The organism is Alkalihalobacillus trypoxylicola (genome assembly GCF_001590785.1).
In the GTDB taxonomy this organism is placed as follows: domain Bacteria; phylum Bacillota; class Bacilli; order Bacillales; family Bacillaceae_D; genus Alkalihalobacillus; species Alkalihalobacillus trypoxylicola.
The window spans coordinates 200,544-212,741 of the sequence record NZ_LTAO01000012.1; the positions used below are offsets into that span (position 1 = coordinate 200,544).

The 12,198-nt window shown below is 33.8% G+C and carries 15 protein-coding genes and 2 pseudogenes; 12 read left to right on the plus strand and 5 right to left on the minus strand.

Translation table 11 applies throughout. The annotated features are described in order from the left end of the window. Complete coding sequence (locus AZF04_RS21175; protein WP_156479517.1) at positions 1–147, plus strand: hypothetical protein; 147 nt, start codon at positions 1–3, stop codon at positions 145–147. Then, complete coding sequence (locus tag AZF04_RS08045; RefSeq protein ID WP_153017235.1) at positions 138–503, plus strand: hypothetical protein; 366 nt, start codon at positions 138–140, stop codon at positions 501–503. The genes AZF04_RS21175 and AZF04_RS08045 overlap by 10 nt, the downstream gene beginning before the upstream one ends. A 501-nt stretch (positions 504–1,004) precedes the next feature. On the opposite strand, the gene AZF04_RS08050 is transcribed toward AZF04_RS08045, so the two are convergent. Together AZF04_RS08050 and AZF04_RS08055 are read right to left on the minus strand one after the other, a co-directional pair. Beyond that, positions 1,005–1,226: a hypothetical protein gene (locus tag AZF04_RS08050; RefSeq protein ID WP_061948291.1), complete on the minus strand. Its 222-nt coding sequence runs from the start codon at positions 1,224–1,226 to the stop codon at positions 1,005–1,007. Continuing rightward, positions 1,208–1,741: a hypothetical protein gene (locus tag AZF04_RS08055; RefSeq protein WP_061948292.1), complete on the minus strand. Its 534-nt coding sequence runs from the start codon at positions 1,739–1,741 to the stop codon at positions 1,208–1,210. The genes AZF04_RS08050 and AZF04_RS08055 overlap by 19 nt, the downstream gene beginning before the upstream one ends. A 301-nt stretch (positions 1,742–2,042) precedes the next feature. On the opposite strand from AZF04_RS08055, the pseudogene tnpA reads away from it, so the two are divergent. From tnpA to AZF04_RS08070, 3 genes and pseudogenes are all read left to right on the plus strand, one after another. After that, positions 2,043–2,366, plus strand: a pseudogene (gene tnpA / locus AZF04_RS08060) (IS200/IS605 family transposase); the annotation flags it as partial. 650 nt (positions 2,367–3,016) lie between these two features. Beyond that, entirely contained in the window at positions 3,017–3,478 is a 462-nt protein-coding gene (locus AZF04_RS08065; RefSeq protein ID WP_061948293.1) for a VOC family protein, read from the plus strand. A gap of 202 nt (positions 3,479–3,680) precedes the next feature. Beyond that, positions 3,681–3,866 (plus strand): hypothetical protein, encoded by a 186-nt coding sequence (locus tag AZF04_RS08070; protein ID WP_061948294.1) that lies wholly within the window; start codon positions 3,681–3,683, stop codon positions 3,864–3,866. 196 nt (positions 3,867–4,062) lie between these two features. Here AZF04_RS08070 and AZF04_RS08075 read toward each other — a convergent pair whose 3' ends face one another. Continuing rightward, positions 4,063–4,731: an O-methyltransferase gene (locus tag AZF04_RS08075; RefSeq protein WP_061948295.1), complete on the minus strand. Its 669-nt coding sequence runs from the start codon at positions 4,729–4,731 to the stop codon at positions 4,063–4,065. Positions 4,732–4,839: 108 nt separating this feature from the next. On the opposite strand from AZF04_RS08075, the gene AZF04_RS08080 reads away from it, so the two are divergent. From AZF04_RS08080 to AZF04_RS08100, 5 genes are all read left to right on the plus strand, one after another. Then, positions 4,840–5,739: a LysR family transcriptional regulator gene (locus tag AZF04_RS08080; RefSeq protein ID WP_061948296.1), complete on the plus strand. Its 900-nt coding sequence runs from the start codon at positions 4,840–4,842 to the stop codon at positions 5,737–5,739. Between the two features lie 150 nt (positions 5,740–5,889). Beyond that, entirely contained in the window at positions 5,890–6,867 is a 978-nt protein-coding gene (locus AZF04_RS08085; protein WP_061948297.1) for a M23 family metallopeptidase, read from the plus strand. A gap of 48 nt (positions 6,868–6,915) precedes the next feature. After that, on the plus strand, positions 6,916–7,404 hold the full coding sequence (locus tag AZF04_RS08090) for a GNAT family N-acetyltransferase (RefSeq protein ID WP_045485601.1): 489 nt from the start codon (positions 6,916–6,918) through the stop codon (positions 7,402–7,404). Between the two features lie 82 nt (positions 7,405–7,486). Beyond that, a complete protein-coding gene (locus AZF04_RS08095; protein WP_153017237.1) occupies positions 7,487–7,945 on the plus strand; it encodes a hypothetical protein in 459 nt (152 codons plus the stop codon). A 126-nt stretch (positions 7,946–8,071) separates the two neighbouring features. Further along, entirely contained in the window at positions 8,072–8,887 is an 816-nt protein-coding gene (locus tag AZF04_RS08100; RefSeq protein ID WP_061948299.1) for an ATP-dependent DNA ligase, read from the plus strand. Between the two features lie 286 nt (positions 8,888–9,173). Here the strand turns inward: AZF04_RS08100 and AZF04_RS08105 are convergent, their stop codons facing one another. Both AZF04_RS08105 and AZF04_RS08110 read right to left on the minus strand, forming a co-directional pair. After that, the gene (locus tag AZF04_RS08105; RefSeq protein WP_061948300.1) at positions 9,174–10,130 is read right to left on the minus strand and encodes an arsenic resistance protein; all 957 of its coding nucleotides are present in this window, start codon (positions 10,128–10,130) and stop codon (positions 9,174–9,176) included. Positions 10,131–10,161: 31 nt separating this feature from the next. Next, complete coding sequence (locus tag AZF04_RS08110; protein WP_061948301.1) at positions 10,162–10,560, minus strand: hypothetical protein; 399 nt, start codon at positions 10,558–10,560, stop codon at positions 10,162–10,164. Positions 10,561–10,685: 125 nt separating this feature from the next. Here AZF04_RS08110 and AZF04_RS08115 point away from each other — a divergent pair. Further along, positions 10,686–10,991, plus strand: a pseudogene (locus AZF04_RS08115) (sigma factor-like helix-turn-helix DNA-binding protein); the annotation flags it as partial. A 167-nt stretch (positions 10,992–11,158) separates the two neighbouring features. Further along, positions 11,159–12,121: a peptidoglycan recognition protein family protein gene (locus tag AZF04_RS08120; RefSeq protein ID WP_061948302.1), complete on the plus strand. Its 963-nt coding sequence runs from the start codon at positions 11,159–11,161 to the stop codon at positions 12,119–12,121. The last annotated feature ends 77 nt before the right edge of the window (positions 12,122–12,198 follow it).

The window sequence follows — 12,198 nt, forward strand, 5'->3', positions numbered from 1 at the left end:
TTGGATTTAAGTAATATAGATTTGGCTAATCCATTAGCTGTAATTTTGGGGGCGATCATAGCGCTCGTAAGTAGTTGGTTAGTTGAAAATCAAAGATTTAAAAACCAAGAAAAACGCGATAAAAAAATAGATATCTTATGGAGGTAAGAACTTTTTCCTTGATATCTCCGTCTTTTAAAAAAATAATATATTCTTTGAAAGAATTCAAAGCAAGTAATTATGATGGTCATATATCACAACTGAAGTTAAATGTAGAACGTGAAATAGATGTTTTGGAAAGTTTAAATATTGAATATATTCCAATTGCTTTGGTTATTAATTTTTGTGAAATATTAGGTGATTTGAAGCATTTTTCTCGTTTTTGTGATGAAGAAACTTGGGATGATTTCTTTGAAGCAAACATGGATTTTCTTATGAATCAAACAAATGCACTCGATAAACTGTTAAATGATTATTTAAATAAACATAATGAATACGTGGGCAAATTAAAATTAACAAATTAAAGTTCTACCAGTCATCTGGAGGACACTGAACGATTACGGTTATTAGCAGTGGTCTGGCAAGTACTATCATATAAAGAAAGTAGCTATTTTTACAATTGATGCTGAGTTAGGAATGGTATAAAATGTGTTTTATATCATAATGTTATTTTATAAACTAGTAAAAAGATGAGAAATAACTAAACAATTCTAAAGAGGATAAATTATAGTCTAAGAGATTTTTAGAAAAAAGAAAATCTGAACTAAATCGATTCCTTAAAGAAGAATTTCGATTAATAGTCCGGCTTTTTCTTTACCTATAGATCTTTAATTTTAGCGTTTTCTGTCTCATTGGAAGGTTAGTTATTGGCTTACAGGGTTAAATAACCCTGCAACACCAATTATAACAAATACCAATAATATCCCTATAATAATAAAGATAATTTTCATAGTTTTAGACAAACTGCTACTTCCTCCTTTTTAACTCGTTAAATTTCTAAATACAAGTCTATTGTACACTTATATTTAATTTGGTCCAGCAGCTGTCCAGAAACTACCACTTTTCTTGCCACTTTGGTCTCCTCTAACTCTAATTTCAACAGTTCCTAGTTGTGCTCCCCATCCAGTTCCTATAACACCAATTTTATATGCAAAGCTACCTTCACCATAATATTGGCCACCAGAAATATAACCTGTGTCATGAATTTTAGAATGAGTTACAGTTGGATTTACACTCCAAGAAACCATGCTCTATTACTTAATACTTTACTCGCACCTCTATTGTTATATTCATACTTACCTTCAATCTTATAAGTTTGCCTTGTGATACCTAAAAGTTTCAATTGACCTTGATGTGCAACAGTTCTACTTGTAGAAAAAAGACTAATTGGACTATCGTTTATTATTGTTTCCTCTTCAACGTATTCTAAATTAGGATCGTTTCCTTCGATAGAGTTCTCAATCATTTCTTGGGGATTATTCATGTATTCTAAAAATAATAATTGGTCATCAGTATTTAAATTTTTAAATTCCTTTAATGTGATTTTTGATTGTTCTACTGCCTCTTTCGCAGACGATTTATCAATACCTAAATTTATTGCTTCTTCGTAATCATAGTTTTCTAAGTAATGAATATAACTTTCTGGTGTAGCAAGAGGAATTTCTGTTATATCTGAATTATTCGCAGAAGCTGTTCCTGTTAATAGGAAAGTAAATAGGAATAAAGCAATTGAAGCAATGAAAATCTTAAATAGTTTAATCAAATTAAGCACCTCATTATAATAGTGTACTAACCAAATTTAAGTGTCCTATGCTTCCCTCCTTTCAGTAAATTAAAATTCAATTAGTTAATACCTAATTCTACAAAAATGTTATTATCCTTCTATTATTATGAAAATTTTGGTAAAAATGTAGTTTGTAGTTAATTAAAATAACGATAAAATATCGCATAAGTGGGGGAGAAATAAAACTAAAAAAATATAAGCTAATGATACAGAAGTAGACACGCCTACCTCCTGTATCAATGGCGTACCGGGGTTATGCAAAGTGAGTGTTGACGGTCGTGTTGTCATTCATGAAGCCAATGCTTGTCCCGACCACATTCATATGTTAGTAAGTATTCCTCCGAAATGAAGCGTATCTCAATTTATGGGTTACTTAAAAGGAAAGAGCAGTCTCATGATCTTCGATAGACATGCCGATTTAAAGTATCGATATGGAAACCGAAAATTTTGGTGCCGTGGCTTCTACGTTGATACAGTAGGCCGAAACAAAAAGAAAATACAAGAATACATTCGAAATCAGCTAGTAGAGGATTACCGAGGTGATCAGTTAACATTGTTCGAAGAGTTTGATCCATTCACAGGAGAAAAAAATAAAAAGAAATAAAGAGATTCTTTAGAATTGGTGAGTGAATGTGGTGCAAAAGGGAAACCCTTTCAGTGGGCTTTTAAAGCCGAGGCCGGTAAAAGAGGCTTTCAGCCGCAGAGTAAACCACCAGTTCACACTGGTGGTTTTGATTTCATCGTTAGAAACACGATTAGATAGACGAATAAGTAGAATCTGTTTATTTTATAAAAATTTTGATAAAAGCTGAGTGAATTTCATCATTGCTCTATAAACGAATAAAATCGAACGTTTCTTAAAAAAATGTTTTAAACGTTTGTTCATTAACTTGTTGATTGAAACGGAAGGTAGTGACTCCCAAAGGACCAGCGCAGTCTGAAGACCCACTCTGACGAAGCTCTGCGTAGTCGGAGTTAGCTGAAGACCCACTCTGACGAAGCTCTGCGTAGTCGGAGTTAGCTGAAGACAAGCCCTTGGGAAAGCATCTAACTAAAGTGAAAATTAAAAACCAAATCGCTCGGTTTTCATTATAAGATAGGAATGATGAAATGGATTCAGGTGTAGTTTAATTTATAAAATAGTTTAAATGATACATCAAAAGTCGTAGAAAAAGTCAGTCTACTATCTAGTTAAAATAATGGATATAGATGTTATTCTTACCTTAACAAAAGAACTTCTGGAGGTTATAAACAATGATTAAAGGACTATATGAGGCTCATTTACCAGTAAGTAATTTAGAACAATCGATTTCATTTTATCAGCAATTAGGATTAACATTAGACCATGTTGTGGATAACAAATTAGCTTTTTTATGGATTGAGAAGGATAAAAGCTGGTTAGGGTTATGGCAAACGGATAAGGTGGAGTTAGAGTATCATCCGTCTATCAGACATATTGCCTTTCAAGTATCATTAGAAGACTTGAAGAATTCTGTAGCATGGTTGAAGGATAAAGGGTATGAGCCAAGAGAAGCTTTTGGTTTCTTGCCTATCGAACCCTTTGTAATTGCTCAAAAAGAGTATGCACATGCGAAAATACATTTTAATGACCCCGATGGAAACAGCTTAGAATTTATTTGTAAAATAGCAAATTCAACTGGTATAAAGAAAATGATGTATTTAAGTGAATGGGAAAGCCTCCTCGACTCATTTTAGATTCTCGGTTTGATTAGGTTGTTATGATATAAAAAAGCTGGTTAACTTATTGGAAAGTTACCGGCTTTTGTTTTGTCGGATGAAACTTAACTCTTATTCTATTAGGCTTCCGAGGGAATCAATACTAATTTTATTTTGTGATGTTTTGTAAACTAGGGCAGTCCCTTACTTAGGAGCTCATATACTATTCTGAGGTGATTGAATGACAAAGGATAAGTATGAAGCTACCTTTCATTTTGAACATACGGTCGTTCATGTTGTTAGTCCAGAATATGTCACTGAGAAAGAATCACAGCAGCTTTTAAATTCTTTTCATTTAGCAGGTTGGAATGCATGGAACTCTTTGAACACAAAGCAGCAAGAAAGATTGAATCAAGATGAGGAGTAAAAAAGAATACTTGGACAATTATTAAAATCCCGAGTTGGAAAAAAGAATGATGCTAGCGAAAGCCTTCACTTTGCGAAGGTAGGATTTTCATTGTTCTTCTTATAGCTCCATAAAGAAAATATAACGATAAGAAGAGTTGGATGATTTAAAGTTAATCTATCCAACTCTTTTTGAGTTCTTTTAAGCTTACCCTTGCTTATTGAACAATTGTCAGGACGAAGCCGTCATATCCTTTTTCGCCAACCGTTTGAAGAGCGACGGAATCGGCACGTTGATCTTCGGAAAGGATGTCAACAAACTTTCTGACTCCAATCACCCTTTCATCTGTACTGTTTTTATTGATTACTTCGCCGTCACGAACAACATTATCTGAAATAATGATTGCTCCTTTTTTAGCTAATGCAAGCGCCCATTCTATATAGCGTGGGTTATTAGGTTTGTCTGCATCAATGAAAATAAAATCAAAATCACTAAAGCCTCTTTCCTTTAAGGTTGGCAAGGTTTCTAATGCGCTTCCTTCTATAATTGTAATTTTGTCCTCTAACCCTGCTGTGTTTATATTTTTTTGAGCTGTTTTAACATGAGTGGGGTCTACTTCTAGTGTAACTAATTTGCCGTCTTGAGGTAGTGTTTCGGCCAACCATATTGTGCTGTAGCCGCCAAGTGTTCCAATTTCAAGGATATTTTTTGCTTCTTTAAGCTGTGCGAGCATCGCGATGAATTTTCCTTGTGGAGGAGTGACATCAATCTCAGGAAGTCCATTTCTTTGATTATTCTTTCTTACATACTTCAAATTTTTACTTTCTGGCTGAAGCTTTTCCGTAAAAAACTGTTCAACTGAGCTCCAAGTATGATCGTTTCTCATGTAACCAACTCCTTATTGGATTATATATTTATTTTAAAGTATCATTTAAGATAAATAAAATATATGTTTTTTATATTTATATAAATAAAATTTATGATAGGTGATACAATGAATCTTCATGGACTAAGATTGTTCCATTATGTAGCTAAAACAAGTAGCTTTACTAAGGCTGCGGACATTTTACATATAAGTCAGCCGGCTGTTTCAAGCCAAATAAAGAAATTTGAAGGAGAGCTGGATATTCCTTTGTTTCATAAAAATAGTAGAAAATGGACCCTAACCCCTTTTGGTGAAGAACTTGCGGAAAGAGCAGAATTGTTTTTTGCTCATGAAAAACAGTTAGAACAATTTGTACAGGACTATCAATTGGCGAAAAAAGGTAGACTTCGTATTACAGCTACCTATTTGCCTGCCAATTTCTTAATACCTCAATGGACAGCTGCATTCAAAGCAGAAAATGAAGAAGTTGAAATAAGTATAACGACAAGAAATTCACAGGACGCCTTTCATGATTTGATTCACTTTAAGGCTGATATGGCAATGTATGCAGGCGGATTGGAGGGACAGAGGGAAGAGGTAGAATGGCGGCATCTTTTTCAGGATGAAATTTGGTTTGTCGTATCTCCACAGCATAGGTTAGCAAATTGTTCCGTATCACTTGAGGATGTTATAAAGGAGCCTTTCATAATGAGAGAGGCAGGAAGCTCAACAAGAGAAAGGCTCATTTCTTTATGTCAAACATATAGGGTTTCACCACCAAAAATAGCCTTGCAGTTTAACGGTTTAAATGAAGCAATTCGATCTGTTATGACAGGGTATGGTGTTAACTTTGTATCTTCATTAGTTGTAAAGAATTATGTGGATACAGGTCAGCTTGCTAGAGTTTTTGTTGATATCGCACCCGTGAAAAATATTATTGCAATTTGCACTCGTAAGGGAGAAAAGCCTTCTCCTATAGTAGAAAGGTTCATTCGTTTATGCATGGAAAATAGCAAAAACAATCAATAATACTCAAAGACAGAATGAGAAATATTGAAACTTAGTTTTGGTTCACACCGTATAACAAATAAATGAAGGATTGCAGAAATTTAAACGTTCATTGCTCTAGTTTTTACCTTGAAGTGGAGAGGGAGCTCATAAAAGAGTGGGGAGGATATTATGGCGAAAAACGAAGTCAATCCAGACAACTTTATAGAACTTTGGATTGATGAAAAATATGAGGTCATCTATCGTAACTGTAGTGAAGATTTTAAAAAAATGATTGCTTTCGATCACTTTATTAATCTAGCAAGGTCTTTTAATGAAGATGTAGAAAAATACACGTTATTCGTAAGTACAGAGAGCTTAAGAGAAACCAAGCAATTTGTTTGGATAGATGATAAAAAGGAAAAAGCTATTAGCGTATCTTTTAATAAAAAGAATCATATTGTTAGTCTTTATTTAAAGCCATTTAGTGAGGGTGAGTCATCAGATAGTATTTTGACAAAAAATCATTATAACATGCCTATAAACAGCCAATGGTATGTTTTTTGGGGTGGAACAAACGAATTTATTAATTACCATTATGAATTAGAGAATCAAAGATATGCTTACGATTTAGTAAAAGTGAATAGAGGAAGCACTTTTAATCATAAAGGTCTAAGAAATAAGGATTACTACGCATTTGACCAAGAGATTGTCGCCCCATTTGATGGAACAGTCGTTAACATTCAAGATGGAATAAAGGATAATGTTCCAGGCCTTTTTAATAAGGAGAAACCAGCGGGAAACTTTATCATTATAAAGCATGCTAATCAGGAGTATAGTATGATCGCGCATTTAAAAAGAAACTCGATCATGGTTGCTGAAGGCGACTCTGTATCTAAAGGACAGTTCATTGCTAAATGTGGTAATAGTGGAAACTCTTCAGAACCCCACATCCACTATCAAATAATGAATACACATGATTTTGAGAGAGCAAAATCTATTCGTATCCAATTTACATTTGAAGAGCCTATTAAAGGAGATTATGTGCTTGAAAATGATAAGGTAATGATCGATAAATTTGATGAACGATTTGACAAAATCGAAAGCTCATCCTTTTTCCTAGATTTATTTTTAGTCTTGAGAAAAGCTATTGTACAATTTTTTACTTAAATCATATTTTATTGGATGGCTCTTAAAAAGAAAGGACTGACGAAATAAATGGAAGTTTCTATTAAAAAGGTAAAAAAATCGGAGGAAGTTATTTTACGAAATTTATATTCTTTATACTTACATGAGCTATCAGCTTTCACATCCTCAATAGAGATTGGAACTGATGGTTCGTTCGAATATGAGAGTTTGGATAAGTTTTGGAGGACAGAAGGAATTTCTCCTTATTTTATTAAGCGGGATGAACATCTTATAGGGTTTTTATTATTATTAGAACGTCCATTTTTAAAAAAAGAGTATGATTTTGGGATTAACGATTTGTTTATATTAAATAAGTATAGAAATCAAGGAAATGGAAAGCTAGCTCTTAAACCGTTATTTCAAAGAAATAAAGGAACATATTTTGTTATTCAGCTTAAAAAGAATGAACCTGCTGTTTTATTTTGGAAGAAACTATATAAAGAATGGACGATTCAATATAATGAAAAACAAGAGCTTATTGATGAGGAGCATTGTCTAATTCAATCGTTTCAAATATAGCTCTTTTGCTTAATAACTCTAAACATTTTAATAGCTAGTAGGTTAAACGTTTATACTAGTGTCAAAAGAGAGGAATATGAAATTGAACAACAAAGTGTTAAATATCATCATAATGATCCTTTTTTTGGGGGGGTTATTTTATCATGGTGGTCATTTGTTTATGGTTTGGTCACAGCTTCCGAGTATTTTGGAACCACATGAAATGGATCAGGGAATTTCAAAATATGTCCTTTTCATCCTTCCGATTTTAAGTTTATTCAGCTGGTATTTCTTGAGTCTATTAGCGAAAAATCCTCAAAAACTAAATTATGTCAACTTAACAGAAAATAACAAAGAGGTACAGTATACAAATGCTATTAAATTAATGACCTTATTAAAGGGTTTTAGTAGTCTAGCTCTAGTCGCTTTAAATGAGGGTTTTTTAAGAGATATGCTAGGTATGAATTCGTCTATTTTTATTTCTGTGTCGATAATCCTTTTGATACTTTGTGGAATTGTGTCTATATTATTTTTGTTTTGGGCGGCAACCTTAAAAGATTAAAGATGGATTTGTTAAAAATTGTAGCACTACTACCATTCATTACTTCTATTTTATTCCTCCTATCCCATCACCATCATAATGATTTCATGGTTCATTTATCCTTACAATGGTTATGAGGTGATTATAATGTTCGTTCCACCGATGCTTTTACATCAAATCCATCAACCTTTAGAAGATGACTTGAGCTATATTACGGAGTTAAAGCTTGATGGTGTTCGCATCATACTCTCAACATTTAATAATAAAACGTCTTTATACACTATAGAGAATCAAGATGTTTCTCATCTATTTCCTGAAATACATAGCCTTCCTCTACCTAACGATACGATTTTAGATGGTGAGCTAGTAGCTATTGATGAATCGGGTAGACCAGATTTTGAATTGCTGATGAAACGGTTTAATACAAAAAATGAAATTCGAATACAACTAGTTGTTTTCGATATTCTGTATTATAGGGGCGAAAACATAACGAATCTTAAACTATTAAATAGAAAAAAAGTTTTAGAGCAATTGCAATATAATGACTGCTTAGTTCCCGTTCAATTTACAGAAGGGAATTCTGAGCTGTTTTTTAATGTCGTAAAAAAAGAAAATCTTGAAGGTATTGTATTGAAGGACAAGTATTCCTATTATTATCCTAATCATAGAAGTAAAGACTGGTTACAACTAGTCAATGAACCATCTGATTGTTTTTATTTAACTGCTATTAGAAAAAAAGAATTTGGTTTAGTCGTTTCTAATGAACGAGTGAGTGGTTTATTGAAATCAATGCCGACACAAGCATTAAAACTGCTGTATAAAAGCTATTCTAACTATATTACACATGAAGATGAACAATATATATATGTAGAGCCTTATTTACGATGTATGGTACAGTATCGCTCTATTACAAGTAGACATCAGTTATCGAAGCCAACCTTTATTAATTGGATTCAGGATTAAACAATAAAAGCAATGAAGTAAAGGTTTCATTATGGACGACCTGTGTATATAATATAAAAAAGAGTAAATGCCTCTGTAGCTCTAGGAGGGAAGAGCGCCAGAAAACAATTGTGCCAACTGGGTCGCAAGGCAAAGGTTTCAGAAGCACCGAAAAGCAAAATGAGCTGAAACAGGTGAAATTCCTGTTGGTGAAATTCAGTAGGGAAGCGTGTTGCCCTTAGCCTATGCTTACGAAAGGAGTGCGGGTTCGAATCCTGTCGGAGGCTTTTTTAGGGAAGAACAAAGATTAATAAATCTTTGTTCTTTTTAAATGGAGTAATAGCTGTGAAATAATTGCTAGAATGGGAAGCTCTAATAATGGGCCAATTATGAGAGCTAGTGCAATGGAGGGTTGATTAGGAAAGACTGCTAGTACAATTGCTAAGGCAATAGGTGAATTTCTAGCGAGAATCGTCATACATAAGCTTGCTGTATCCTCATATCGATATTTTAAAAAATGGCCAATCAATAAAGCGATTATAAAGTTAATTATATAAAAGGAAAGAAAAGGTAGTAGAATTAGAAAAAAAGCATGTCCATTTTCCATAAGATAGGAGCTTTGTGAAGCAAACATAGCAATAATAGCTAGGCATAGAAAAAGTAATTGATTAGCGATCATAAAGGATACCATTTTGGTCTGCCACTTTTGAGGCTTTCTTAACATAACAAATCGAGTAAGACCTGCGAAGACTAGTGGAACGATTAGCACCGTAATGACGCTTTCAAGAAGAAAAGGCATTTTCACCGTCTCCATTGTATGTGTGAAAATATATATATAGACTGGTAATAGAATAACTTGTAAAAGTAGATTAACAGGTAAAAGAGTTGTAGATAATGCAAGATTCCCTTTTGCGGTTGAGGTGAAAATTAAATACCAGTCTGTACATGGAGTGACTAGTAATAAAATAAAACCCAACCATATAGCTGGATGATTTATTAAAAAAAGATAGCCTAAAACCCAGGCTAGAAAAGGAGTCCAAATAAAATTAATGATGATACTAGTTGTTAGAAATGATCTATTTTTTAGTGCTTTTTTTATTCCCTTTAATGGAATGCTGAGAAAAATACCATATAATAAAAGTAATAAAAAAGGTAAAATGAAAGACTCGGCATGCGATTCAAAGAACGCAAATTGACCAAGTAGTAGTCCAATCGCAATCGCTAATAAAATAAAAAACGTTTGATATTTTTCAAAATTATTCATTTTCGTTCCTCTAAAAATCCTCTTTTAATTTCTAATTTTTTGCTTGCTCAATTTGATAGGAGGTAATGTTTTTTATTTTGCCTGTCTTAGAAGCGTTACTAAATGTGTATACATCTGAGAAATGTAAGGATTGACCATCTTTTAGAAGGGCTCTTCCATTAATGGAAGCGTATTTGCCGTGAGTAAGAACTGTCTCAATATCTAATCTCTGTAAATGATCGGAATATTCCTGAAAAGCATCCGCCATTTCCTCTACTCCTGAATAGCTAATCTTACGACCAATTGCAGTGAATAGAACATCGCTAGCAGAAAATTCCTGCAAGTAGTTTCTATTATTAGTAAATAATGAAAGCGTAAAATCAATCAAAATTTGTTTTCTTGGTGCATTGTCACACCCGCTAGGTACATGTAATTCAATGTCTGGTTTCATAACAGAAACTCCTCCTAAATTTTCTTAGCTTTTTTATTATAACAAAATTAAGGAGGTGGAAAATGAGGGGCTTTGGATTTTGGTGGTCTTTTATTTTCTCTTTTTTAAACAGATAACCTATAGTGGGGAATGAAATCAGCCTAATTGATGTATTGCAAGAGGATAGTGATGATATTGTTGATGTAATCCAAACAAAAATGGAGAAGAAACAAATATATGAGTATATCCATGTTCTCGATTCAAGAGAAAAAGAAGTCATTGTAGGGCGGTTTGGATTAGACCTAGAAGAGGAACGAATTCAAAGAGAAATTGCAAAAGATCTAGGGATATCGAGAAGCTATGTGTCTAGAATTGAAAAGAGAGCTCTGATGAAATTATTTCACGAATTTTATAAACAAAGTCAAGGTAAAGGAACCGGTAGTATAGGTTAAAATAGTTTAAGAAAGGGCTATCATTAAAAGGTAGCGCTTTTTTTGTTTTAAATAGTAAGTTGGATAGGTGGTTTATAAAAAAGTGAGTAAAGAAAATAAATATAGTAAGCACCTGTCCACACCAATATTGCAGCTTCTTAATATAAAATAGTAAGGAGCTGATATTGATGAGTAATAAACCAACCATTCTTCAAACGGATTTACGGTTTAATGGGACCTTAACCCCTCTTCAAAGAAATCGAATCACTAAATTAGTACAACATCATATGGCTAGTCAAACTTGGGATATTAATCAAGTTCATGCTTTTCATCGTGATAGTAATAGATGGGCAGGTATTGGTTATAATTGGTGGATTGCTTTTGATGGTACCATTTATCAGGGTAGGGGCTGGCATGTTGGTGCCCATGTAAGTGGATTTAATAGTACGACATTAGGAATTGGTTATCAGGGAGACTTCACTAAACAGGCAATGACAGAGGCACAAGTTGAGGCAGGAGCCGCTTTAAACGCTTGGCTCATGTCTGAATGTCCGAATGTTCGAAGTGTAGCTGATATTATAGGGCATAGAGATTTAGCCCCAACGATTTGTCCAGGACCAAATTTTCGTATGGATGATTTGAAAAATGCAGTAAATCAACCAAATGTACAAAATCCTGTAGTGACTCCCACTCCACCGAAAACAGGAGGGACTCAAGTTGTTACAACACCTACCATCAGAAGAGGTTCCAATGGGGCTGCTGTTGGTCGAATGCAAAATCGATTAATGACACATGGCTATTCTTTACCAAGGTTTGGTGCGGACAATGATTTTGGGGCAGAAACCGAAAATGCTGTAAGAGCCTTTCAGCGTGATAAAGGCTTAACTGTTGACGGAATAGTTGGTCCTAAAACATGGGCGGAATTAAATAAAGCCCCTTCTAACCAACCTAAATATAGTCGTTTATTAAGAATAGCAAGTCCGATGATGCGAGGAGAAGATGTAAGAGCTGTACAACGTAAGGTTGGAGTTAATGCAGATGGAATATATGGCCCTCAAACAGAAAGGGCAGTAAGGTCCTATCAAGCTACACATAATCTTGCTGTAGATGGTATGGTTGGACCGCAAACATGGGTCCATATGTTTAGATAAAAGAAAGGTCAGGCTATGATGCCTGACCTTTTTAAATAAAAGAATAAGTTGTATTCCATATACTCATTCAAATATAA

Bases quoted from the DNA above. Each gene is read 5' to 3' on its own strand.
- AZF04_RS08045 (WP_153017235.1), top strand. From the start codon at position 138: ATGGAGGTAAGAACTTTTTCCTTGATATCTCCGTCTTTTAAAAAAATA.
- AZF04_RS08070 (WP_061948294.1), top strand. From the start codon at position 3,681: ATGACAAAGGATAAGTATGAAGCTACCTTTCATTTTGAACATACGGTC.
- AZF04_RS08120 (WP_061948302.1), top strand. From the start codon at position 11,159: ATGAGTAATAAACCAACCATTCTTCAAACGGATTTACGGTTTAATGGG.
- AZF04_RS08110 (WP_061948301.1), bottom strand. From the start codon at position 10,560: ATGAAACCAGACATTGAATTACATGTACCTAGCGGGTGTGACAATGCA.
- AZF04_RS08105 (WP_061948300.1), bottom strand. From the start codon at position 10,130: ATGAATAATTTTGAAAAATATCAAACGTTTTTTATTTTATTAGCGATT.
- AZF04_RS08080 (WP_061948296.1), top strand. From the start codon at position 4,840: ATGAATCTTCATGGACTAAGATTGTTCCATTATGTAGCTAAAACAAGT.
- AZF04_RS08090 (WP_045485601.1), top strand. From the start codon at position 6,916: ATGGAAGTTTCTATTAAAAAGGTAAAAAAATCGGAGGAAGTTATTTTA.
- AZF04_RS08065 (WP_061948293.1), top strand. From the start codon at position 3,017: ATGATTAAAGGACTATATGAGGCTCATTTACCAGTAAGTAATTTAGAA.
- AZF04_RS08100 (WP_061948299.1), top strand. From the start codon at position 8,072: ATGTTCGTTCCACCGATGCTTTTACATCAAATCCATCAACCTTTAGAA.
- AZF04_RS08050 (WP_061948291.1), bottom strand. From the start codon at position 1,226: ATGGTTTCTTGGAGTGTAAATCCAACTGTAACTCATTCTAAAATTCAT.
- AZF04_RS08075 (WP_061948295.1), bottom strand. From the start codon at position 4,731: ATGAGAAACGATCATACTTGGAGCTCAGTTGAACAGTTTTTTACGGAA.
- AZF04_RS08085 (WP_061948297.1), top strand. From the start codon at position 5,890: ATGGCGAAAAACGAAGTCAATCCAGACAACTTTATAGAACTTTGGATT.